Annotated in this window: 22 protein-coding genes; 13 read left to right on the plus strand and 9 right to left on the minus strand. The window is 35.3% G+C overall.

What is annotated here, in order from left to right:
* The first annotated feature begins 86 nt into the window (after positions 1-86).
* Entirely contained in the window at positions 87-1,322 is a 1,236-nt protein-coding gene (locus A9G23_RS07900; RefSeq protein ID WP_065587095.1) for an N-acetylmuramoyl-L-alanine amidase, read from the plus strand.
* 42 nt (positions 1,323-1,364) lie between these two features.
* On the opposite strand, the gene rsmG is transcribed toward A9G23_RS07900, so the two are convergent.
* Together rsmG and mnmG are read right to left on the minus strand one after the other, a co-directional pair.
* A complete protein-coding gene (gene rsmG / locus A9G23_RS07905) occupies positions 1,365-1,964 on the minus strand; it encodes a 16S rRNA (guanine(527)-N(7))-methyltransferase RsmG (RefSeq protein ID WP_065587096.1) in 600 nt (199 codons plus the stop codon).
* Positions 1,942-3,834: a tRNA uridine-5-carboxymethylaminomethyl(34) synthesis enzyme MnmG gene (gene mnmG / locus A9G23_RS07910; protein WP_065587097.1), complete on the minus strand. Its 1,893-nt coding sequence runs from the start codon at positions 3,832-3,834 to the stop codon at positions 1,942-1,944. The genes rsmG and mnmG overlap by 23 nt, the downstream gene beginning before the upstream one ends.
* A gap of 630 nt (positions 3,835-4,464) precedes the next feature.
* Here mnmG and hda point away from each other — a divergent pair.
* Together hda and A9G23_RS07920 are read left to right on the plus strand one after the other, a co-directional pair.
* A complete protein-coding gene (gene hda, locus A9G23_RS07915) occupies positions 4,465-5,148 on the plus strand; it encodes a DnaA inactivator Hda (RefSeq protein WP_065587098.1) in 684 nt (227 codons plus the stop codon).
* A gap of 1 nt (position 5,149) precedes the next feature.
* Positions 5,150-5,929 (plus strand): Cof-type HAD-IIB family hydrolase, encoded by a 780-nt coding sequence (locus A9G23_RS07920; protein WP_065587099.1) that lies wholly within the window; start codon positions 5,150-5,152, stop codon positions 5,927-5,929.
* A 24-nt stretch (positions 5,930-5,953) separates the two neighbouring features.
* Here the strand turns inward: A9G23_RS07920 and A9G23_RS07925 are convergent, their stop codons facing one another.
* From A9G23_RS07925 to A9G23_RS07940, 4 genes are all read right to left on the minus strand, one after another.
* The gene (locus A9G23_RS07925; RefSeq protein WP_065587100.1) at positions 5,954-7,063 is read right to left on the minus strand and encodes an anhydro-N-acetylmuramic acid kinase; all 1,110 of its coding nucleotides are present in this window, start codon (positions 7,061-7,063) and stop codon (positions 5,954-5,956) included.
* 4 nt (positions 7,064-7,067) lie between these two features.
* Positions 7,068-7,631, minus strand: coding sequence for a Sua5/YciO/YrdC/YwlC family protein (locus A9G23_RS07930; RefSeq protein WP_065587120.1), 564 nt, complete (start codon positions 7,629-7,631; stop codon positions 7,068-7,070).
* A 165-nt stretch (positions 7,632-7,796) separates the two neighbouring features.
* Entirely contained in the window at positions 7,797-9,371 is a 1,575-nt protein-coding gene (locus A9G23_RS07935; protein ID WP_065587101.1) for an alpha-glucoside-specific PTS transporter subunit IIBC, read from the minus strand.
* A gap of 120 nt (positions 9,372-9,491) precedes the next feature.
* Entirely contained in the window at positions 9,492-10,820 is a 1,329-nt protein-coding gene (locus A9G23_RS07940) for a 6-phospho-alpha-glucosidase (protein ID WP_065587102.1), read from the minus strand.
* Positions 10,821-11,069: 249 nt separating this feature from the next.
* On the opposite strand from A9G23_RS07940, the gene A9G23_RS07945 reads away from it, so the two are divergent.
* The 5 genes from A9G23_RS07945 (at position 11,070) to csdE (ending at position 15,817) form a co-directional block, all read left to right on the plus strand.
* On the plus strand, positions 11,070-11,786 hold the full coding sequence (locus tag A9G23_RS07945; RefSeq protein ID WP_065587103.1) for a GntR family transcriptional regulator: 717 nt from the start codon (positions 11,070-11,072) through the stop codon (positions 11,784-11,786).
* Between the two features lie 377 nt (positions 11,787-12,163).
* The gene (gene ubiU, locus A9G23_RS07950) at positions 12,164-13,159 is read left to right on the plus strand and encodes a ubiquinone anaerobic biosynthesis protein UbiU (RefSeq protein ID WP_065587104.1); all 996 of its coding nucleotides are present in this window, start codon (positions 12,164-12,166) and stop codon (positions 13,157-13,159) included.
* A 134-nt stretch (positions 13,160-13,293) separates the two neighbouring features.
* Positions 13,294-14,172 (plus strand): U32 family peptidase, encoded by an 879-nt coding sequence (locus tag A9G23_RS07955; protein ID WP_065587105.1) that lies wholly within the window; start codon positions 13,294-13,296, stop codon positions 14,170-14,172.
* Positions 14,129-15,352, plus strand: coding sequence for a cysteine desulfurase CsdA (gene csdA / locus A9G23_RS07960; RefSeq protein WP_255306898.1), 1,224 nt, complete (start codon positions 14,129-14,131; stop codon positions 15,350-15,352). The genes A9G23_RS07955 and csdA overlap by 44 nt, the downstream gene beginning before the upstream one ends.
* A gap of 69 nt (positions 15,353-15,421) precedes the next feature.
* Positions 15,422-15,817, plus strand: a complete 396-nt coding sequence (gene csdE, locus A9G23_RS07965; protein WP_065587106.1) for a cysteine desulfurase sulfur acceptor subunit CsdE — start codon at positions 15,422-15,424, stop codon at positions 15,815-15,817.
* A gap of 48 nt (positions 15,818-15,865) precedes the next feature.
* Here csdE and dolP read toward each other — a convergent pair whose 3' ends face one another.
* The 3 genes from dolP to xthA form a co-directional block, all read right to left on the minus strand.
* Positions 15,866-16,438: a division/outer membrane stress-associated lipid-binding lipoprotein gene (gene dolP, locus A9G23_RS07970; RefSeq protein WP_065587107.1), complete on the minus strand. Its 573-nt coding sequence runs from the start codon at positions 16,436-16,438 to the stop codon at positions 15,866-15,868.
* 163 nt (positions 16,439-16,601) lie between these two features.
* Positions 16,602-17,936: an exodeoxyribonuclease VII large subunit gene (gene xseA, locus A9G23_RS07975; protein WP_065587108.1), complete on the minus strand. Its 1,335-nt coding sequence runs from the start codon at positions 17,934-17,936 to the stop codon at positions 16,602-16,604.
* 28 nt (positions 17,937-17,964) lie between these two features.
* Positions 17,965-18,771, minus strand: a complete 807-nt coding sequence (gene xthA / locus A9G23_RS07980; protein ID WP_065587109.1) for an exodeoxyribonuclease III — start codon at positions 18,769-18,771, stop codon at positions 17,965-17,967.
* Positions 18,772-18,886: 115 nt separating this feature from the next.
* Between xthA and tyrA the strand changes: the two genes are divergently transcribed.
* The 5 genes from tyrA (at position 18,887) to atpF (ending at position 23,285) form a co-directional block, all read left to right on the plus strand.
* Complete coding sequence (tyrA, locus tag A9G23_RS07985; protein WP_065587110.1) at positions 18,887-20,008, plus strand: bifunctional chorismate mutase/prephenate dehydrogenase; 1,122 nt, start codon at positions 18,887-18,889, stop codon at positions 20,006-20,008.
* A gap of 145 nt (positions 20,009-20,153) precedes the next feature.
* A complete protein-coding gene (gene glmM, locus A9G23_RS07990; protein WP_065587111.1) occupies positions 20,154-21,485 on the plus strand; it encodes a phosphoglucosamine mutase in 1,332 nt (443 codons plus the stop codon).
* Between the two features lie 255 nt (positions 21,486-21,740).
* Positions 21,741-22,523, plus strand: a complete 783-nt coding sequence (gene atpB / locus A9G23_RS07995; RefSeq protein WP_065587112.1) for a F0F1 ATP synthase subunit A — start codon at positions 21,741-21,743, stop codon at positions 22,521-22,523.
* Between the two features lie 36 nt (positions 22,524-22,559).
* Positions 22,560-22,790 carry a F0F1 ATP synthase subunit C gene (gene atpE / locus A9G23_RS08000; RefSeq protein WP_065587113.1) on the plus strand — a complete coding sequence of 77 codons (231 nt, stop codon included), beginning with the start codon at positions 22,560-22,562 and terminating at the stop codon, positions 22,788-22,790.
* A 24-nt stretch (positions 22,791-22,814) separates the two neighbouring features.
* A complete protein-coding gene (gene atpF / locus A9G23_RS08005; protein WP_065587114.1) occupies positions 22,815-23,285 on the plus strand; it encodes a F0F1 ATP synthase subunit B in 471 nt (156 codons plus the stop codon).
* Positions 23,286-23,294: the final 9 nt, after the last annotated feature.

The raw sequence follows: 23,294 nt of genomic DNA on the forward strand, positions 1-23,294 counted from the left end.
CCAATTATGATAATCATTCTTTTTAATATCCCTTAATTTTATGCTATTATCTGCGATTAATTTGACATCAAATAAAGTTTTAAGGTATGACAAAAGCATTTAGCCCAACAAAACGCCTATTAATTAAAGGTATTATTGCTACATGTTTACTATCTGTCACTCGTGTTGGCCTTGCAGCCACTCAAACCAAAGTTGTTGCAGTGCGTGTTTGGCCTTCTTCTACCTATACGAGAATTACATTAGAATCAAATATTAAACTCAATTATAAAACGGCTTCACTATTCAACCCAGATAGAATAGTCATTGATATTGATAATCTCAATTTAAATCCAACGCTAAAAACGATTTCATCAAAAGTATTAAGTCATGATCCTTATATTAAGTCGATACGCGTTTTGCAATTAGATCCTAAAACAGTAAGAATTATGATTGAATTAAAGCAAGGTGTTGAGCCTAATATTTTTACGCTATCACCCGTTGCAAAATTTAAGCATCGTTTAGTGATGGATCTTTATCCATCAAAAATTTCTTCAACAAAAGATGATGATCCTTTACTTGCACTATTAGAAGAATATAAAGCAGGTGATCTTAGTAAAAAACAAGCTGAAATTAAAACTCCAACCAATAAAAATAGAAATGCACCTCTTATTGTTATGCTCGATCCTGGTCATGGGGGTGAAGATCCAGGTGCGATTGGTTACAACAGAACTCGAGAAAAAGACATTGTTTTACAAATAGCGCGTCGAACTTATAATTTACTTAAGAGAGAGCCAAATATAAAAGTCTATATGACACGCAATGAAGATGTCTTTATACCATTAAAAGTCCGCGTAGCCAAGGCGCGATCTTTACATGCTGATATTTTTATTTCTATTCATGCTGATGCCTTTACTAACCGTTCTGTCGGTGGTTCCTCTGTTTTTGCATTATCAACACGTGGAGCGAGTAGTTCGGCCGCAAGTTATTTAGCTCAAACCCAAAATGAAGCAGATCAAATAGGGGGGGTAAGCCGTAGTGGTGACAAGTATTTAGATAATACGATTTTAGATTTGGTTCAAAAAACAACGTTAAATAATGGTGTATTACTTGGTAATGCTATTTTGAATCGAATGAAAAGAATAAATAAGTTACATAAACCATCACTTGAAAAAGCAGGATTTGCAGTGTTAAAAGCACCTGACATTCCATCTGTTTTAGTTGAAACAGCCTTTATTAGTAATATTAACGAAGAAAAAAAATTAAAGACTGCTTCATTCCAAAATCAAGTATCTAAATCAATTGTGGATGGTATTAAAGATTATCTGAAAAAACGCAAACATTAAATTTTTAAAAATTTTCAGAGAAGTTTGTGTTTAAGCAAACAACTATTGAATAATAATCAAACACCTTTCAGCATCTAATTCTGGTATAGTCAATTTAATATTTTGTTTAAGCGTAAAACCTTCAGGAATAGGATCGATATCACTTCCTTTTAAAGCGTAAAAAAATCCTTGTTGATCGGGAAGGTGCTTACACCAATTAAGCATATCTTGCAAAGAAGCAAAAGCTCGGCTAATAACTCCATCAAATTTTTTATCGTTATACTCTTCGATTCGGCTTTGTATTGGGTTAATATTTGTTAGCTTTAATTCAAACTGTACTTGTTTTAAAAAGCGAATACGCTTACCTAAACTATCAACTAAATCAAATTGTTTATCTGGGTTAACTATCGCTAAAGGAACGCCTGGTAAACCAGGACCAGTTCCTACATCAATAAAGGTTTTGCCAGTTAAATAAGGAGATACAACTAAGCTATCCATAATATGCTTAACTAACATCAGACTCGGATCGCGTACCGCTGTTAAATTGTAAGTTTTGTTCCATTTGCTTAGCATCTCAACATAATGGATCAGTTGATCTAGTTGTGATTCAGGGATCAAAAGATCCGTTTGATCAATTAGACTAATGAGTTTCTTTTTTAACATAATTTTTCTTTTTTAAATAAACTAATAACATTGAAATAGCGGCTGGTGTAATACCAGAAATACGCGAAGCTTGCCCTATAGAAACAGGTTTATGTTGCTTTAATTTCGCCACCACTTCATTCGATAATCCAGATATTTCGGCATAATCAATATGCTCAGGAATAAGCGTTTCTTCATTGCGCTTTTGACGTTCAATTTCTTCTATTTGCAGTTTAATATAACCATCATATTTTACTTGAATTTCAACCTGCTCGGCAGCTTGTGGGTCAGATAATCCAGGTGCAAATAATGAAAGTGATTTCAATGTGTTATAACTCATTTCAGGCCGTTTAAGTAACTCTTCACCATTGGCTTCTTTAGTCAAATTCGCACTTAAAACAGCATTGACTTCATCGATGGTTTCAATATGAGGGTGTACCCAGATATCGCGTAACCTCGCCCTTTCTTGCTCAATAGCATCAAATTTTTCATTAAAATGACGCCAACGGTAATCGTCGACCATGCCTAAATTACGACCAATTTCAGTTAAGCGAATGTCGGCATTATCTTCACGTAACATTAAACGATATTCAGCTCGCGAGGTAAACATGCGGTAAGGTTCGTTAGTGCCAAGTGTACAAAGATCATCGACTAACACACCTAAATAAGCCTGATCGCGACTTGGATACCATTGATCTTGATCATATGCAAAGCGAGCTGCATTTAAACCTGCAAGCATTCCTTGTGCTGCCGCTTCTTCATAGCCTGTTGTTCCATTAATTTGTCCAGCTAAAAAGAGACCTTTGATCACTTTACTTTCAAGTGTTGGTTTAAGATCCCTTGGATCAAAATAATCATATTCGATCGCATAACCTGGTCTTATAATATTGGCGTTTTCTAATCCTTTCATACTGCGCACAAATGCAAGTTGCGTATCAAATGGTAAGCTTGTTGAGATCCCATTTGGATAGATCTCATTACTCTCTAATCCTTCCGGCTCTAAATAGATCTGATGAGAATTACGATCGGCAAAACGCATGATCTTATCTTCAATTGATGGGCAATATCTTGGTCCGACACCTTCAATAATGCCGGTGTACATAGGACTGCGATCTAAATTAGATCTAATAATATCGTGTGTTGTTTCATTAGTGCTGGTGATATAGCAAGGGATCTGCTTAGGATGTTCATTTGCATTACCCAAAAATGAAAATACTGGAACAGGATCATCGCCATATTGCGTCCCCAATTTTGAAAAATCAATCGTTCTAGCATCTATTCGTGGTGGAGTACCGGTTTTTAGGCGCCCCATTCTAAATGAATATTGATGTAGAGATTTTGATAAACCAATCGAAGCTGGATCGCCGGTACGACCACCACTATAATTATCAAGCCCTATGTGGATCTTACCATCTAAAAAAGTACCCGTTGTTAACACAACCGCTTTGGCTTTAAAAGAAACACCCATTTGAGTTTTTACACCAATGATCTGATCGTTTTCAATGATCACATCTTCAACGGATTGTTGAAATAACATTAAATTTTCTTGGTTTTCAAGTGCTGTCCTTATCACTTTTCGATAGAGAGATCGATCCGCTTGTGCACGTGTAGCTCTAACAGCTGGGCCTTTGCTGCTATTTAAGATCCTAAATTGGATCCCTGATAGATCGATAGCATGAGCCATTAAGCCACCCATAGCATCGATTTCTTTAACTAGGTGACCTTTACCTATACCTCCAATAGCTGGATTACAGGACATTTGTCCTAATGTATTAATATTATGGGTTAAAAGTAGTGTTTTTCGTCCCATTCTTGCTGATGCCATAGCTGCTTCTGTTCCGGCATGGCCACCACCTACGATGATGACATCAAAAAGATCTGGATAAAACATAAAAAAGCCTCGTATTTATTTATGTACGGATGATCGCAAATTTAGATCGGGTGATTTGGTTTATTTAGGGTAGGGAATTTTACTCATCTTTTTGATTACGTCAAATGATCTATTTTGATCGCGATCTAAATAAAATAAGATCTTTTAGATGATCTTTTTATTTTTATTATTATTACCGTGGATCATTTCTGTTGATAACTATTTTTTATAATTATTTTATAGGATCTTATCGATCATTTAATTCTGTTAATTGATCGGATCTTTTTTTATTTAAACCTGTTTATAACTATTGCATTTATCCACAGTCTATTTATTTAATAAGGTTATTAATGCGTTTATAACAGCTTGTGATCCCAATTTATCACAGAGTTATCCACAAAAAACAAGTTTGTTTGCTTACTTTTTTATCTCTTATTGCTTTAATTTTATACTTGCATGATCGGTCTTTATTTAAGATCTAACATATTTATTAAAAAAAAACTAAATATGAAAAATAAATAAGTAATAAGTAATCTAGTAAGTAAAATATAATATGAGGATAGGAAATTTTTCTTTTCTATAAAAGTGATTGATTTTTATGAAAGCAAATTTATACTTAACATGATTATGTTTTTATTGTGAGGTTCTTTTATTACTCTTTCGCAGCTACCTTTACCTTTTTCATTACCCAATAATGAAACTTTTGATAGTTTTTATGTAGGTGATAATCGATTATTGTTTGATTCATTGCAAACCTTATTAGGTCTAGAAGGATTTAATATCTTTTATATATGGTCGGCTAATGTTGCGGGTCGAACTCATCTTTTACATGCATCAAATCAAAATAAATTAGCTAGTTATATTCCCTTAAAGCAGTATTATCATCTTGTACCTGAAATTCTGCAAGGATTAGATCATTATGATTTAGTCTGTTTAGATGATATTGACGCAATAGCAGGTCATAGAGATTGGGAAGAGGCTATTTTTGATTTATTTAATCGTTTAACTGAAAAAAACGTGAGTAAATTATTGATAACATCAAGCGCACCACCTAAACAAATTTCTTTTATATTACCTGATTTGGTTTCTAGATTATCTTGGGGACAGGTTTATCAATTAAAAGAGCTTAGTGATGATGATAAGCTTAAAGCCTTACAATTAAGAGCACAATTAAGCGGTTTTGAATTATCAACAGAAGTAGGGTTATTTTTATTAAAACGTGTTAACCGTGATATGCGTACGCTATTTTCTTTATTAGAAAAGTTTGAAGTAGCAACGCTTGCGCAACAACGTAAATTAACCATTCCTTTTATCAAACATATTTTGGATTTGTAATATGAGTCAAAAACCTGAAGCTATTGTTTTTTTTGATCTAGATGGGACATTATTTAATAGCCAAATCGATGTGTTACCCAGCTCTTTTGAAGCTATAAAAAAATTAAAACAAAATAATATTACACCAATGATTGCAACGGGTCGAACACCTTGTGAAGTGGTTGATTTAATGAAAAAGACTCAAATTGAGTCGATAATTGGCATGAATGGGCAAGTTGTTTTATATCAAGGCGAAAAGGTCTTTACTAATGATATTGATAAGGGCGTTATCGATCGTTTGTATCAATACTCTAAACAGCAAACCGGTATTCCGTTGTCTTTTTATAATCACGAAATTATGCGAGTGTCGCAAAATAGTCAACCCACTAAAAAATTTTATCATTTCCTAAAAGAACAAGTTCCGCCTGTCGATGATCAGATTTATTTAAAATCACCTATTCAGATGCTTTTATTACTTTGTGAATCAGGTGAGGCGCTTTATCGAGATATCTTCCCTGAGTTAACCTTTATTCGTAATACACCTTACTGTGTTGATGTTTTCAATCATGGTGGTTCTAAAGGTTATGGTATTACTCAATTATTAAAAAATAAAGGTTTCACTGATGTGCCAACCTATGCTTTTGGTGATGGCATGAATGATTTTGAAATGTTCTTAACCGTTGATCATCCTATTGCTATGGGTAATGCGGTTGATGAATTAAAAGCGCAAGCTGAGTTTGTTACAGAGACTAATGATAATGATGGAATAGCTAAAGGGTTACAACATTTTGGATTGATTTAATCAAAAATTGTCTGTATTTTTAGTTTATTGATAATAAACTCCTAAACAAACAGCTTGACTTGCGCCTGTTACCTCTGGAATGTTTGATGGAATATTATTGATTCGACAATAAGCAAGCCAAGCAAAGGCTATTGCCTCCATATCGTCTCCACTTATACCTTTTGTATCGGTCGTTAATACGGCCCATGAGGGTAATAAAGCCGATAATCTTTGCATAATTAGTGGATTTTTAGCACCTCCACCACAAACTAAAAGCTCACAAGGTAATGTGCTTACTATAGGTAATTTATTCATTTCATTGGCAATGGATAAAGCGGTAAATTCAACGAGTGTTGCTTGAATATCTTGTGCTTTTAAATGTGTTCCAGCTAATTTTTTATAGAGCCAGGATAAGTTAAATAGTTCTCGTCCTGTACTTTTGGGAGCGGGTATTTGAAAATAGTCTTCTTGATATAAAAGATTTAATAAGTCTTGGTTTATTTTACCGGTTTTTGCCCATAATCCGCCCTTATCATAGTTTTTACCTAAGTGCTCTTTTATCCAACCATCCAGTAATACATTACCTGGACCAGTATCATAACCTAGGATGGTTTGATTGGGTATTAATACCGAAATGTTACTCATACCGCCGATATTTAGTACCACGCGATTTATTTGTGGATCTTGTAGCACTGCTTTGTGAAAAGCAGGAACAAGAGGCGCACCTTGTCCACCATAAGCCATATCTTTACGACGAAAATCAGCAATAGTGGTTATACCTGTTTTTGCGGCAATGATATTGGCATCACCAATTTGTAAGGTAAAAGGATTATCACCATTTGGTGAATGGTAAATTGTTTGTCCGTGACAGCCAATAGCTTTAATTTTTTGTTTATCAATATGATTTTCTTTTAAAAAATTATTTATACTATCAGCAAACAGTTTGCCAATTAGGTGATCTATCTCACCTAAATTCTGTAATGTGGTTTGTTGGGTTTCACATAATTTTAGTAAATGCTGTTTTAAATCGGCGGGCATTGGATAGCAGTTGCTAGCTATTGATGATATGACATTTTTTGCGGTAATATTCACTAAAGCAATATCAACTCCATCCATGCTAGTACCTGACATCACACCAATATATAAATTTTGCATAAAGTTACCCTTGCCGAATTATTTGGCCCGTTTTGATGTCTTTTATTTTCGATGGTTGTGATCGATGACCTGTTACACCATCTAAAATAGGAAATTCTTGACCAAACTGTTTGGCGACTTCGATGGCTGTTTTGCAAGGATTATGAGCAGAAAGATTAGCACTGGTTGACACTATCGGTTTGCCATAAAGATCACAAAGCTTACAAACTAAAGGATGATTGGTGACGCGTACTGCAATGGAATCAAATTTTCCAGTCAAAAAATAAGGCGTATTTTTATTTTTAGGAAAAACCCAAGTAACAGGTCCAGGCCAGTTAGTAAGCGCTAACTGTTTTTGCTCGTTAGTGATGGCTGATTCATCTATATAGGGAATTAGTTGTAGGTAATGGCTGGCAATTAAAATCAAGCCTTTATCTATTGATCGTTGTTTTAGTTGTAACAACTTTAATACGGCTGATTCGCAATCTGGATCACACCCTAGACCGAAAACGGCTTCAGTTGGGTAAGCGATCACTTCACCATTTTTTAAGCAATTATTAATTTCGGAGAGTGTTAATAAATTAGCCATTAAATTTGAATACGAGCTGAGTACAATTGAGATGTATATTAAACCTAGGTTTTTGGTTTTGCAAATCCGCATGACTCACGCCTTTAAATGATGATAGTCAAAAAAGGGACAAAGCTTTCCTCTAATTAATGGCATAATACTTTTTATTAATTTTCACCACATTATTTACTTCAGTAAAGTGCTCATTTCCTCTCTAACTTGAGGTACGGTTAAACCCACAATGATTTGTAATGACTGTCCTTGGTATACAACATTTATTGCGCCATGGTTTTGGAAATAATCTACTTCCTGAACTAATTCGGGTTTATCTACTTGAATACGTAAACGGGTCGCACAATTAGTTAATTGTTTAATATTTCCTTTACCGCCTAATCCTTCAATAAAGGCAATGGCTTGTTGTGTTACACTATCAATAGTGACAGAGTCTGTCTTAGATTTATTGACTCTTTGGTTTTTATTTTTTTTATAATCCGATTTAGTAAATAGTTTAATATTTTTATCTGAGCGCCCAGGAGTCATAAGATTGAATCTAAGAATTAAAAACTTAAACACAAAGAAATAAATTACAGTAAAAGTTAAACCGATAGCTATTTGAATGGCATAAACCTCCCAATGATTTGCACCAAGTGGTAACCAATTTTGAAAGATAAAATCAATAATGCCTAAGTAGAAATTTCCCGATATACCAAACATATACATGATTGTGGACATTGATGCAGCCAAAAATGCGTGAACAACAAATAACATAGGAGCGATAAAGATAAAAGTAAATTCAATTGGTTCAGTAATCCCTGTCAAAATAGCGGTAATTGTTGCGCCAATTAACAATCCAGATACCATTTTTTTATTTTCTGGTTTTGCTGTTGCGTAAATAGCCATTGAAATACCAGCACAACCAAATACTTTCCCCATCCCGATTAACATAAATCCACCCTGAGGGAATAATTCATTTAATGTTTTTGTGCTAGTAGCAAATTCAGAAATATGAGAAATCCAATAATTAACTGTTCCGCCATCAGTGACAATGGGACCAAAATAAATTGGTCCATAAATAAAGTGATGTAATCCTGTAGGAATTAAAATGCGTTCTAAAAATGTAAATAGCCATACTCCAATCACACCTGAATTTAAAATGAAACTCTGTAAAGTTTGAATTCCGTTTTGAATTGGAGGCCAAATTAATACCGTCAATATAGCTAATATAAGCATTAAAGGAAAACAGATAATAACGATTAAGGGAGTACCCGTAAATACATTTACCCATTCTGGTAAACGTAAATCAAAATAGCGATTATGAATCCAAACGGTAAAAGCTGCAGTTATAATAGAGCCAACAATTGAAGTATCTAATGTTAATACACCCCCAATTTGAGTTAATCCTGTTTGCCCAACTTGGTAATTGATTTCAAGTTGTTCACTCCAAATATCAAGAATCCCTCCAATAAAATAGTTAAATGTTAAATAAGAGATAAAAGCAGCTAAGACGGCTCGACCAGATGCCCTTTTTGCTAATGCAATCGGTAAGCCAAGAGCAAACAGCATAGGCATATTTTGAAATAAAACCAGCGATGCTTTTTGGAATACATTAACAATTTTGACATAAATAGACCCTTCTATGGCAAAGGGGAATAAATGAGGATTCAGTAAAACAACAGTCAATCCCAATAAAATACCAGCAGCAGGAAAGAGTAAAACAGGAACAAACATTGCTGCCCCAAAACGTTGAATTGTGTTTCTCATATACATTAACCTTTTATTAATATATTGACTTCATTATTTTAAAATAGTCATACGCATATTTATGAATATCACTAAGCATTAATCGAAACTTTAGTATTATTCATTATTGATATAAAAGTATTATTTAAAAAACTGAGGCAAATAATCTTTATTTTCGTTCAATATTTCTTCAACGATTGCTTTTGCTTTAGGGACATTAACAACCGTTCTATTTAGTGTTAATGCATTGATTAATTTTTGTTTAGAGCCTTCGTACCAGGCATCAACAACTAATTTTTCATAACCTAATTGGATTTCAATCATCGCTTTTTGGAATGTTGGGATCTTACCAATAGCAAAAGCTTTAGGACCATCAGAGGTTAACATACATGGTACTTCAACCATTGCATCATCTTGTATGTTACTAATAACGCCTTTATTTGGGACAATCACAAGATAAATATCTCCTTTGTTATAGGCTAGCGATGCTGCAACTCGAATCATATAACGACCATGAATATCATCATGGATTTCTTCACCAGCAATGGAGCTTTTTTCAATAATACGTTTACACATTTCAAATACATTTTTTTCACGACCATTGATAACTTGACGCGCGCGAGTATTATTAATATCTTCTTTACTCACCATTTTTTCTGGATATAAATAGTATTGTAAATAAGTATTTGGTAAAAATTCAGGGTTATCTCTTAACATGGTTTCCATGTTTTTAAACGTTGCTTGCCACGAAGGATCATTAGCTATAATTGAGTCAACAGCTTTAATACCATCTTTTAAGATAATATTTTTAATTCGTTGGGTTAAATCTTCGCCTTGTTTATTTTTAACTTTTGTAAACCAACCATAATGATTTAACCCAAAGTATTCTGGTACAAAATCCCAAATCTCACAGTTAAGTAATTTTGCATAACTTACCATGATTGCTGCAGGCATATCACAAATGTTTAAGATTCGATTATCGTCAGGAAATTCTCGGTTTAAGGCTTCGGCAACAAGCGCTGCTGGATTGGTATAGTTTAAAATCCAAGCATTCTTTTGATATGAACGAATTTCACGTATAAGTTCAATCATATCCCCAATTGAACGCAATCCATAAGCCATGCCGCCTGCACCACAAGTTTCTTGACCTACACAGTGATAAGACAATGGGATTTGTTCATCACGTTCACGCATTTTTAAACCACCTGAACGAATTTGCATAAAAAAGAAATCAGAGTTTTCAAAAGCGACTTTTTTATCTGTTGTATAAGTAAACTCTTCAATTTCTGGATAGAGTTCTTTAAACATGATTTCAGTTGCTTTTGCATTTAACTCTTGGCGAGCTGCATCAATATCATAAAAAACAACTCTTCTTAATGGAAAGTTCTCTTTTTCTGTTACAAGACTTCTCATAATACCTAAGGTATAAGTACTACCAGCACCAACAACAGTTAAATTAATCTTTTTCATAGCATGTTCCCTAAATTGTACTTGTTAAATAAAAATTTAGTTAAAACATGTTATCAATAAGTTTTATTTATAATAATACTTATTTAATACAAATGTGAAAAGGATCACAAAAATTTTTTGTTGTTAGTAAAATGTATTAAATAATACGCTCTACTATTTTGATAATTGATTAATAATAAATTTTTCATTTGATGCTATTTTAATTATTCAATGTTAATATAATGAAAATTTGATATGTAGGATATTGCCGTGAGTAAACCACTATACCGACAAATTGCTGAAACTATTGAAAAAAAAATTCGTTCTGGCGAATTAAATGTTGAAGATGTACTACCAACAGAACATTCTTTACAAGATATATATAATGTGAGTCGTGTCACGGTTCGTAAAGCCCTTGAATTGCTTGAAAAACAGGGATTATTAGAGAGAATCAAAGGCAGCGGTACTTATGTAAAATGTAATTCTGACAAACATGATGCCTTTCAATTAAAAGGATTTGACGAAAATATTACCTCACAAGGACGAATTTCAGGTACAAAAGTAATACATTTTCAGTTAGAGCAAGCACAACCCGTTATTGCAGATAATCTAAAAATTGGAATTGGCACGCAGGTATATTCTATAGTACGTATTAGAACAATTGATGATGAACCTGAAATTTTAGAACAAAGTTATATGCCATTATCACTATTTACTGATCTTAGTGTTAAAGTAATGCAGACATCAAAATATCACTATATTGAAAAACAAAAAGGTTATCAGATATCCCATAGCAAGCAAGACTTAAAGCCCGTTTTAGCTACTAGCATTGTTGCTAAGCATTTAAATATCGAAACAAACTATCCTGTACTACGCCTACGTTCGACCAGTGAATTAGTTAGTGGGGAAATATTTGAATACAGTATTCAATATTTAAGGGGTTTCCAATATCGGTTTGAATATATTGCACGCAGAGGTTTGGAATGAACGTCAATTTTAACAATACACAATTTAATTTGTATTTATAATAAACGGATAAATACTACATTAGACTTCCAGTCTAAGTAAAAACATTTTTTATAAATACTGTTTTAACCGTTTTAAATGCACCAATCTAGCAGCATATTGTCATAAAAGTATTTTTTATGACTCAACAACACGAGCTAAAGGTTACATTCAACGTTTTGATGATTAAATGTTTTTAATTATGCTCATGACTAATATCTCTTTTTTGATAGAAATTAACATGACTATTTAACAGATACTACTTTTTTGTCCGTAACATTGCTTTCTATTCGCATTACACTCGGAATTATTGCATAATACAGGGCGTTTAAACTACCGAAATCAAGTTAGGAATAATTATGGAACTCCTTTGTCCAGCAGGATCTTTACCATCACTAAAAGTGGCCATTGATAATGGCGCTGATGCTGTTTATATTGGTTTAAAAGATGATACCAATGCCCGTCATTTTGCTGGTTTAAATTTTAATGAGAAGCGATTGATTGAAGCATCTGATTATGTACATAAACGTGGCAAAAAGTTACATATTGCCATTAATACTTTTGCCCACCCAGAAAATTTTCAGCGTTGGCAATATGCGGTTGATACTGCAGCCAATATTGGTGCTGATGCGTTAATTATTGCCGATCTGGCTATGCTTGATTATGCCGCTGAAAAATATACTAATCTTGAGCGTCATGTTTCTGTGCAAGCGTCATCGACCAATGAAGAGTCGATTAAGTTTTACTATAATAATTTTCAGGTACATCGCATAGTGTTACCGCGTGTACTTTCGATACATCAAGTCAAACAACTATCACAAGTTTCCCCTGTTCCACTTGAAGTGTTTGCTTTTGGTAGCCTGTGCATTATGGCGGAAGGTCGCTGCTATTTGTCATCTTATTTAACCGGTGAATCGCCTAATACTGTTGGGGCTTGTTCGCCAGCTAAATTTGTCCGTTGGGAAGAGACCGAAAAAGGCCTTGAGTCACGATTGAATAATGTGTTAATTGATTGCCATAAAAAAGGCGAAAATGCAGGTTATCCAACCCTATGTAAAGGGCGTTATTTTGTTGGTGACGCGCTTTATCATCCAATCGAGGAACCAACCAGCCTAAATACCATTGAGCTATTACCTGAACTGTTTGCTGCTAATATTGCCTCGGTTAAAATTGAAGGGCGTCAACGTAGCCCTGCTTATGTCGAGCAAGTGACTAAAGTATGGCGACAAGCTATCGATCGCTATAAAGCTAATCCGCAATCATACCAAGCAGAAAAAAGTTGGATGGATATGCTTGGTTCAGTATCAGAAGGAACACAAACAACATTAGGTGCTTATCACCGTAAATGGCAATAGGGTAACATTAATTATCGAAAGATAATTCTTAAAAGGACATGCTTTAGTCTTTTCTCAATTTTGCCTATGCAATGAACCAGTAGCGTCAGCTTTAATTAGTGAGTAAATCTAACATAAATATAGTGAGCAAAACTATGAAATACGCATTAGGACCAGTGCTTTATTATTGGCCTAAAACCACAACAGAAGCGTTTTATCACGCCGCAAAAAATAGCGAAGCCGATATTATTTATATGGGCGAAACGGTGTGTACTAAACGCCGTGAAATGAAAGTGCCAAACTGGCTTGAACTCGCAAAAGAGATTGCTAAATCGGGCAAACAAGTGGTACTTTCAACCTTAGCGTTACTTGAAGCGCCATCAGAATTAAACGACTTACGGCAGTTAGTGAATAATGGCGATTTTTTAGTAGAAGCAAATGATTTAGCCGCCATTAATATTGCGCAGGAGCATAAATTACCATTTGTTGCAGGCCCTGCTATTAACTGTTATAACGCATTAACATTAAGATTATTACAAAAACAAGGGATGGTACGTTGGTGTATGCCAGTTGAGCTTTCTCGTGACTGGTTAGCGAATGTACTTAATCAGCTTGAAAGTTTAAATGTTGAACGAAATTTTGACGTTGAAGTTTTCAGTTACGGCTATTTACCCTTAGCTTATTCGGCTCGCTGTTTTACCGCAAGATCGGAAGATAAACCAAAAGATAAGTGTGAAACTTGCTGCATTAAGTATCCGGTTGGTCGTGAAGTGTTCTCACAAGAACAGCAGAAAGTATTTGTGTTAAACGGTATTCAGACTCAAAGTGGTTATTGTTATAACTTAGGTAATAATCTCAAAGAGATGAAAGGTTTAGTCGATATCGTAAGAATTTCACCACTTGGTCTTGAAACACTCGATATTGTAAAGCAGTTTAAAGCTAACGAAGATGGATTAAATCCACTGCAAATTGAACATAAACGAGATTGTAATGGTTACTGGAATGGTATTGCCGGACTTGAACTTACCCAATAAATATTTTCTGCCTGAACAATTTAGGGCAAATTTCCCTGCACTTAATAGTGAAAGCGTCTATCTTGACTCGGCAGCAACCGCACTTAAACCACAACAGATGATTGATGCAACGCTTGCCTACTATTTAGAAAATACCGCAACAGCCCAGCGTAGTTTGCATAATACTGCCTTGCAAGTCACCGCAACAATTGATAAGGCAAGGCAAAATGTTGCCGATTTAATTCATGCTAATAACAGCACTGAAATTATCTGGACTCGCGGAGCAACTGAATCAATCAACCTCATTGCGCAAAGCTATGCTCGCCCATTGCTACAACCTGATGATGAAATTATTGTGAGTGAATTAGAGCATCATAGCAATTTATTACCTTGGCTAATTGTTGCTAAGCAAACGGGTGCTAAAGTCATAAAATGGTCATCGGATATTGATGAATTATTATCACTATTGTCAGTAAAAACTAAACTTGTTGCAATAACCCAAATGTCAAACGTAACTGGATTTTGTCCTGATTTAGCAACAATTAGCCACCTTGTGCATCAACATAATGCGATTTTAGTTGTTGATGGAGCTCAAGGCATAGTTCATCATGCGCTTGATGCTCAGCAATTAGATATCGATTTTTATGCTTTTTCAGCGCATAAATTGTATGGACCAACGGGTCTTGGTGTTTTATATGGTAAAAAAGCCTTATTTGAGCAAATGTCGGTTTGGCATGGTGGCGGTAAAATGCTAAAAAGCACCTCGTTTAATGATTTTATTCAAGAAGATCCTCCCTATAAATTTGAAGCAGGTACACCCAATATTGCTGGCATTCTTGGTTTTAATGCAACACTTGAATGGTTAAAAAGTTGGGATAATAAGCAAGCAGAGAACTACACAAAGCAGCTCGCTTTCTACGCAAAATCACAACTAAACCAATTTGCGGATATTCAATTTTATAGTGTGGATAGTAGCCCGATCATCACGTTTAATCTTAACAATATTCATCATAATGATATTGCTATCTTGTTAAGTGAACAAAATATTGCGATCCGCACAGGCGAGTTTTGTGCTCAGCCTTTGATGAGTAAATTAGGTTGCCATGGTGCAATTCGTCTATCATTAATGCCATATAATAATCAGCAAGATGTGGAGAAATTTATTTCAGTATTGCAAAGTGCGATTGAAATATTGGTATAATTCTATACTAAATGGTATAGATTCCTGAAAGTTTTTTACAAAATAGTCAACCATAAATAGGTCAATATTATGCTATCACAGCAAAGTTTAACTGAGTTATTTGCAAAGCAACATACTTGGCAAGATCGTTATCGGCAGTTGGTAATGTTAGCAAAGCAATTACCTGATTTTCATGAACAACTAAAGACAGCGCAAAATCAAGTTAATGGTTGCGAAAACCGAGTTTGGCTGATTTATCAAAAACAAGCAGATAATACCTATATTTTTAGTGGCGATAGTGAAGGGCGAATTGTGAAAGGGTTATTAGCCATTTTAATCATCATTGCCAATCACAAAACAGCACAAGAAATTGCAGCAATCGATTTTCAATCCCTATTAAGTCAGTTAAAAATTTCTGATCAGCTCAGCCAATCACGTTTGCACGGACTTGCCAAATTAATTGAACGTATAAAATCGGTGGCATAAAAAAGGGGGCTGGCTAATGCGCCCCCCTGTCGTTCATATAGTTACTGTTTAATTTTCAGGATAAGTAAATAGTGTTATAACTTTTTTTACGCCATTAACTTTACTTGCAATTTCAGCAGCAGTTTTACCTTCTTCTGGCGTAACAATACCAATTAAAAACACTTCACTATTTTCGGTTACGACTTTGATATTACGCGCTTTTGTTTTGGCATCTAAAATGAACTGAGATTTAACTTTAGTGGTTATCCATGTATCATTCGTAACAGTACCGGCACTAACTGGTTGACCAATACGAATTTGGTTATAGACTTTTTTTACCCCTTCAACTTGATAAGCAAGGTTTTCGGCTTTTTCAATTTGTTGACTATTTGCTTGTCCAGTTAAAAGAATATTTCCATTATAAACGCTTGATAAAATCCGTGATCCGATAAAAGTTGGTCCATGATTCTTTATTTTCATCCCCATACGTGAATTAAGGGTAGTATCATCAACTTGAGTTCCAGCAGTACGAGGATCTGTTGCAACTTTTGCTGTAGCTCCTGCACCTGCCCCAATCACTGCAGCAACACAACCTTGTAACGTTAATGCACAAAAGATTACCATTAAGGTAAGTTTTTTCATTATAACTCCTTATGATATATTACTTAGTAATAATCAAATTTCAATAAATTTGCCTTTATTATGCCTTGTAGATATTGATTTGCAAAACAATTTTATTATTAAAATTAAGATAAATATCAATAATTTTTTCAGTAAATAGCTTGCAATTTGTTCTAGTCTTTACCTATTTTTTTATTTCAGTAATTTGGCTAACCAGCTTGCCTTTTTTTAGCCTTGTTATTATAAAATCACCGACAGTAACTTGCTCAAAGCCACGCACCACTGAGTTGTTTTGGCTGGTAGTGACTGAATAGCCCCGCTCAAGTGTAGCAAGTGGGCTGACACTATTGAGTTGGGAAGTTTGCAAAACAAATTGATGTTGTGATTCTGTTAACTTTTGCTTAATTAAATTAATGAGTTGCTGCTGTTTTTGCCATACCACTTGCCCTAAATAAGTCATGTTATTTTGTGGCGATACTCGTAATAATCGTCTATCTAGTGAATTATGACGATTTGATAGTTTAAGTAAATATTGCTGAATATTGTCATAGAGTGAATGACGGCAGCTTAATAGTTGATTCAATTGTTTTTCTAGTTTTGCTTGTGGATGCTGAGTTTGTAATTGATGACGCCATTTATTGAGTTTTTCTCGGCATTGCATTAAATAATAATCCATTGCCATGGATAAATGCTGTTCTTGAACTTGTAAGCGTTTTACTTGTTCTAAACTATCTCGGCTCACAAGCTCTGCTGCCGCTGATGGCGTTGCTGCTCTCATATCAGCCACAAAATCGGCAATCGTAAAATCAATTTCATGCCCAACTGCGCTCACAATGGGTAATTGACTAGAATAAATAGCCCTTGCCACCACTTCTTCATTAAATGACCATAAATCTTCAAGCGAGCCACCACCTCGTCCAACGATTAAAACATCACATTCTTGACGAATATTGGCAATGTGAATCATCTTTGCAATTTGCCCTGCCGCTTCGCTGCCTTGCACTTGCGTTGGGTAAATAATCAAATCCAAACTGGGATCACGGCGTTTTAATATCTGACAAATGTCATGTAGTGCAGCCCCCGTTGACGAAGTAATAATACCAACGGTACGAATATTTTCAGGTAATGGTTGTTTATAAATAGGATCAAATAAGCCCTCATCAGACAGTTTTTGTTTTAGCTGTTCAAACTTTTGCTGCAATAATCCCACACCTGCCGGTTGAATTTTATCAATAACCAGCTGATATTCACCGCGCGCTTCATATAGTGTCACTGTTGCCCTGACTAAAACCTGCTGCCCATTTTGTGGTGAAAAACCGGCACGAAAATTACTATTGCGAAACATGGCACAGCGCACTTGTGCGCTATCGTCTTTTAATGAAAAATACCAATGTCCTGATGATGGACGTGAAAAGTTTGAAATTTCTCCCATTAACCAAATTTGACCAATAGCATCACAAAGCAGCTCTTTAACCATTTGATTAAGATCTTTGACCGATAAAATAGAACTGTTTTGCATGCGGTTATCCTTTTATAACTAGATAAGTTTAAACTAAATCAAACTGAGCCCAAATTGGCGCATGATCAGATGGCTTTTCCATTGCACGAATATCATAATCAATCCCAGTTTGCTTGCAATGCGCCATCATTTTTTGGCTTGCTAATATTAAATCGATTCTTAGCCCAGTATGGGTCTCAAAACCTTTAGAACGATAATCAAACCAAGAATATTCAAGCTCAGTTGGGTGAGTATTGCGGTAAGTATCAATAAAACCGAGCGACATTATACTATTCATCCATTCACGTTCTTCCGGCAAAAATGAACATTTACCTGTGCGTAGCCAACGTTTACGGCTCTCTTCTAAAATTCCAATATCTAAATCGGTTGGGCAAATATTCATATCACCCATAATTAAAGATAACTGACAGCTTAATTGTTGCTGATTTATATAGGTTATTAAATCCTGATAAAATTTACGTTTAGCAGGATATTTAATTTCATGATGTAAACTTTCACCTTGAGGAAAATAACCATTAATTACCGTCAAATTGCCTTGACTAGTTGGTAGCTCAGCCATAATCAAACGACATTGCGCATCATCACTATCGGTTGGAAAGCCATACTGTACGGACAATGGTTTTTGCTTAGTTAATAACGCCACTCCATAGTGACTTTTTTGTCCGTGATAATATAAGTGATAACCAAACTGTGCTAATTCGTCAATAGGAAACTGATCGTTATGAACCTTCGTTTCTTGTAAACCAATAATATCTGGTTGGTGAGTATCAATAATTGCTGCTAATTGATGAATTCGCGCGCGAAGGCTATTAATATTAAACGAGATAACTTTCATAATAAATTTATTGTATTTGTTTCCATGTTCTAAATACGCATCGTAACAAAAATACGATATACTGTTAAGCTATTACAATAAAAGCCACCATTTGTGATAAAAGGAATCACCGAATATGTCTACGGAATTACTTGCCTTGCGCAATAAAATCGATGAAGTTGATAAATCTATTTTATCTTTAATTACCAAGCGATTAGCATTAGTTGCCGAAGTTGGCGAAGTAAAAAGCAAACACGGTATTCCTATTTACGATCCTAAGCGTGAAGCAGAAATGCTAGCTAAAAGGCGTCAAGAAGCTGAAAAAGCAGGTATATCACCCGCATTGATTGAAGATATTTTACGTCGTTTAATGCGTGAGTCTTATATTAGCGAAAATGATAAAGGCTTTAAAAAAGTCTATAGAGGTCAAGGATCGATAGTTATTGTTGGCGGCAATGGGCAAATGGGGCGATTATTTGCTCACTTATTTGCTTTATCTGGCTATCAGGTTAAAACATTAGGATCAAAAACGATGCATCAAGCTGCCGAAGTGGTCGCCGATGCAGCGGCAGTGATTGTGACTGTGCCTATTAACAAAACTTGTGAAATCATTAAACAACTACCACAATTACCGAAAGATTGTATTTTAACGGATTTTACATCTATAAAAGCCAAACCACTCCAAGCTATGCTTGATAAACATCATGGTCCTGTTGTCGGTTTACACCCGATGTTTGGTCCAGATGTATCCAATTTAGCCAAACAAATTATTGTTTACTGTGAAGGTCGATACCCAGATAAATGCCAATGGCTAATTGAACAAATGCGTATTTGGGGGGCTAATTTATGTGCTATTGATGCCAAAGAGCATGACAAATGCATGTCGTTCATCCAAGCATTACGACACTTTACTTCTTTTTCGTATGGCGTTAATTTGCAACGTGAACAGGCTGATTTAGAACAATTGATCGCACTTTCCTCACCGATTTATCGGCTTGAACTGATGATGGTAGGGCGCTTATTTGCTCAAGATCCTGAGCTTTATGCCGATATCATTATGGCTTCGGATGATAATATCGAATTAATCAAACGCTATTACGAACGATTTGGGCAAATGGTTAAAATAATTGAACACCGCGATAAAACAAAATTTATCCAGAATTTTAATGAAGTTACCGCTTGGTTTGGCTCTTACGCAGAGCGTTTTATTAAAGAGAGCCAAGTATTATTAAAATTTGCTAATGATAATCGAGAGTAAGTTTATACTAAACGGTATACTTTCCTGAAAGTTTTTACAACTTAAAATATGTGTTTATCAAAAGATAGTGGTTATATTTGCAATAAAATAAAGTGTTGCAGATAAAACGTTATCAAAAACAATACTATTAGTGTGAGGGAATTAGATGTCTAAACGAAAATATTTTGGTACCGATGGGATTCGCGGTAAAGTTGGAGAGTATCCTATCACACCAGATTTTGCGCTCAAATTAGGCTGGGCAGCGGGTCGTGTGCTTGCCAAAGATGGCGTTAAAAAAGTATTAATCGGTAAAGATACCCGCATTTCAGGCTATATGCTTGAATCAGCACTAGAAGCAGGATTTGCTTCCGCAGGCGTTGCCGCTGCTTTTACAGGACCCATGCCAACTCCAGCCATTGCATATTTAACTCGCACTTTCCGTGCTGATGCTGGTGTAGTCATTTCAGCCTCACACAATCCTTTTTATGATAATGGTATTAAGTTCTTTTCAACCGAAGGAAAAAAGCTTGATGATACCATCGAATTAGAGATCGAAGCCGAACTTGAAAAAAAGATCGATTGCGTAGAATCCAAACAACTCGGCCGAGCAAGCCGTATCACCGATGCAGCAGGTCGTTATATCGAATTTTGTAAAAGTACATTCGATCATGATTTAAGTTTGGCAGGATTAAAAATTGTTGTTGATTGTGCAAATGGCGCTACCTATCACATCGCGCCTAAAGTATTACGAGAGCTTGGTGCACAAGTGATTAAAATTGGCTGTGAGCCTAATGGGGTTAATATCAACGAAAACTGTGGTGCAACTGACGTAAAAGCATTAGCTAAAAGTGTGATTGATGAAAAGGCCGATTTAGGTTTTGCATTAGACGGCGATGGCGATCGCATCATTATGGTTGATCATAAAGGTTGCAAAATTGATGGTGATTTAATTATCTACATCATTGCACGCGAAGCATTAAGACAAGGTCAACTAAAAGGCGGCGTTGTCGGCACTTTAATGAGCAATATGGGGCTTGAGATAGCGCTTAAAAAGCTTGGTATTCCTTTTGTGCGAGCCAAAGTAGGCGATCGTTATGTACTTGAAAAATTAGTCGAGAAAAATTGGCGCTTAGGTGCTGAAAATTCGGGGCACGTTTTACTATTAGATAAAACCACCACGGGTGATGGTATTGTTGCTGGTTTACAAGTACTAGCGGCAATGGTACGTAATGACATGTCGTTGGCAGATTTGTGCAGTGGCATGACAATGTTGCCACAAATATTAATTAATGTTCAATTTTCAGGCGAACATGATCCGCTCAATAGTGATACGGTAAAATCGGCAATTGAGCAAGCAGAAAAACAACTTGGTCATCATGGTCGGGTATTGATCCGTAAATCAGGAACAGAACCACTAATTCGCGTCATGGTTGAAGGCATCAATAAAGTTGAAGTACAAAAATTGGCCGAAACTATCGCCACCACGGTTAAAGCTTAAAAATAGCATTAATAATGCTCATTAATCAAACTGTGGTTTAGTAATATTGGATTTGAAATAATACGCAAAGTTACGCATATTTACACAAAATTAGTAAAAAGTGTCTAAATTCTTAGTTTTTTTAATCAAAGGTTGACTTAATATAGGCAATTAGGTTTAAAATAGCAACTTCGGATTATTACAGCAATTGCTTATATCTTTCAAACGAAAGCATGAGCAATATTTTTATTTTTAGAAATAGGTTAAGAGGGTTATATGTCAGTTTCCTCTCCAGCTTCACCACAAGCTTATATCAAGCATCATCTTGAGAACTTGCAAGTCGGTTCTGGTTTTTGGACCTTTAATCTTGACTCATTGTTCTTTTCGATCCTACTGGGTGTTATTTTTTTATGGATATTCCATCGCGTAGCAAAAAAAGCAACCAGTGGCGTACCAAGTAAACTACAATGTGCAGTAGAAATGATCTTTGAATTTGTCAACAATACAGTAAAGGACATGTTTACCGGTCAAAATAAGCTCATTGCGCCGTTAGCATTAACAGTGTTTATTTGGGTTTTCTTAATGAATTTAATGGATCTTATCCCGGTTGATTTTTTACCTTATGCAGGTCAATATTTAGGTCTATCACATTTAAGAGTGGTACCAACCGCAGATGTTAGCATTACCATGTCAATGTCTTTAGGCGTGTTTGCACTTATCATCATTTATTCAATCAAGTACAAAGGTATTTCAGGCTTTATCAAAGAATATACCTTGCACCCATTTAATCACTGGGTATTTGCGCCTATCAATTTAGTACTTGAATTAGTTAGCCTATTAGCTAAACCTGTTTCTTTAGGACTTCGACTTTTCGGGAATATGTATGCTGGTGAACTTATCTTCATCTTAATAGCTGCGTTATTACCTTGGTGGTCACAGTGGGTATTATCGTTACCATGGGCCATTTTCCATATTTTAATAATTACGTTACAAGCTTTTATTTTTATGGTGTTGACGATCGTCTATTTAGCTATGGCATCGGCAACGGAAGATCATTAATTTTAATATTTTTTTGATAATAAACTGGAGTATATAATGGATAGTATGTTATTTGTAGCCGCAGGCATTATGATGGGATTAGCTGCAATTGGTGGTGCAGTTGGTATTGGTTTATTAGGTGGCAAATTTTTAGAGGGCGCTGCTCGCCAACCAGAATTAATGCCTATGTTACGTGCTCAATTCTTTATTGTTATGGGCCTAGTTGATGCTATCCCAATGATCTGTGTGGGTATTGCACTTTATGTTATTTTTGCTGTCGCAGGCTAATAAAAATTTAAGAGGAATCGTGTCATGAATATGAACGCAACGCTCCTCGGCCAAGCAATTACATTTGTATTGTTTGTTTGGTTCTGTATGAAGTTTGTTTGGCCTCCTGTTATTAGCGCAATTGAAAAACGCCAAAAAGAGATAGCCGAAGGACTTGCTTCAGCAGAAACAGCAAAAAAAGATTTGGAATTAGCCAAAGCAAATACATCTGACATAATGCAACAGGCTAAGGTTGAGGCTAATGCAATTATTGAGCAAGCCAACAAACGTAAAGCAGCCATTCTTGAAGAAGCAAAACAAGAAGCTTCTCGTGAAAAAGAACGAATTGTTGCTCAAGGACTTGCTGAAGTAGAAGCCGAACGTAAACGAGCTAAAGAAGAGCTCAAACAACAAGTTGCTACACTTGCTATTGCTGGTGCAGAAAAAATTATTCAACGTTCTGTTAATGAAGCCGCAAATAGCGACATCATTGATAAACTCGTAGCTGAACTATAAGGAGAATAG

It is taken from the genome of Gilliamella sp. App4-10, from assembly GCF_001690495.1.
Taxonomy (GTDB): domain Bacteria; phylum Pseudomonadota; class Gammaproteobacteria; order Enterobacterales; family Orbaceae; genus Gilliamella; species Gilliamella apicola_G.

What these genes read in the sequence shown, in the direction of transcription:
- A9G23_RS07955 (WP_065587105.1), top strand. Translation starts at nt 13,294, where the DNA reads ATGAAATACGCATTAGGACCAGTGCTTTATTATTGGCCTAAAACCACA.
- csdA (WP_255306898.1), top strand. Translation starts at nt 14,129, where the DNA reads ATGGTTACTGGAATGGTATTGCCGGACTTGAACTTACCCAATAAATAT.
- xthA (WP_065587109.1), bottom strand. Translation starts at nt 18,771, where the DNA reads ATGAAAGTTATCTCGTTTAATATTAATAGCCTTCGCGCGCGAATTCAT.
- glmM (WP_065587111.1), top strand. Translation starts at nt 20,154, where the DNA reads ATGTCTAAACGAAAATATTTTGGTACCGATGGGATTCGCGGTAAAGTT.
- atpE (WP_065587113.1), top strand. Translation starts at nt 22,560, where the DNA reads ATGGATAGTATGTTATTTGTAGCCGCAGGCATTATGATGGGATTAGCT.
- xseA (WP_065587108.1), bottom strand. Translation starts at nt 17,936, where the DNA reads ATGCAAAACAGTTCTATTTTATCGGTCAAAGATCTTAATCAAATGGTT.
- A9G23_RS07900 (WP_065587095.1), top strand. Translation starts at nt 87, where the DNA reads ATGACAAAAGCATTTAGCCCAACAAAACGCCTATTAATTAAAGGTATT.
- A9G23_RS07930 (WP_065587120.1), bottom strand. Translation starts at nt 7,631, where the DNA reads ATGGCTAATTTATTAACACTCTCCGAAATTAATAATTGCTTAAAAAAT.
- A9G23_RS07935 (WP_065587101.1), bottom strand. Translation starts at nt 9,371, where the DNA reads ATGAGAAACACAATTCAACGTTTTGGGGCAGCAATGTTTGTTCCTGTT.
- atpB (WP_065587112.1), top strand. Translation starts at nt 21,741, where the DNA reads ATGTCAGTTTCCTCTCCAGCTTCACCACAAGCTTATATCAAGCATCAT.
- dolP (WP_065587107.1), bottom strand. Translation starts at nt 16,438, where the DNA reads ATGAAAAAACTTACCTTAATGGTAATCTTTTGTGCATTAACGTTACAA.
- csdE (WP_065587106.1), top strand. Translation starts at nt 15,422, where the DNA reads ATGCTATCACAGCAAAGTTTAACTGAGTTATTTGCAAAGCAACATACT.
- atpF (WP_065587114.1), top strand. Translation starts at nt 22,815, where the DNA reads ATGAATATGAACGCAACGCTCCTCGGCCAAGCAATTACATTTGTATTG.
- ubiU (WP_065587104.1), top strand. Translation starts at nt 12,164, where the DNA reads ATGGAACTCCTTTGTCCAGCAGGATCTTTACCATCACTAAAAGTGGCC.
- rsmG (WP_065587096.1), bottom strand. Translation starts at nt 1,964, where the DNA reads ATGTTAAAAAAGAAACTCATTAGTCTAATTGATCAAACGGATCTTTTG.
- A9G23_RS07940 (WP_065587102.1), bottom strand. Translation starts at nt 10,820, where the DNA reads ATGAAAAAGATTAATTTAACTGTTGTTGGTGCTGGTAGTACTTATACC.
- A9G23_RS07925 (WP_065587100.1), bottom strand. Translation starts at nt 7,063, where the DNA reads ATGCAAAATTTATATATTGGTGTGATGTCAGGTACTAGCATGGATGGA.
- tyrA (WP_065587110.1), top strand. Translation starts at nt 18,887, where the DNA reads ATGTCTACGGAATTACTTGCCTTGCGCAATAAAATCGATGAAGTTGAT.
- A9G23_RS07920 (WP_065587099.1), top strand. Translation starts at nt 5,150, where the DNA reads ATGAGTCAAAAACCTGAAGCTATTGTTTTTTTTGATCTAGATGGGACA.
- mnmG (WP_065587097.1), bottom strand. Translation starts at nt 3,834, where the DNA reads ATGTTTTATCCAGATCTTTTTGATGTCATCATCGTAGGTGGTGGCCAT.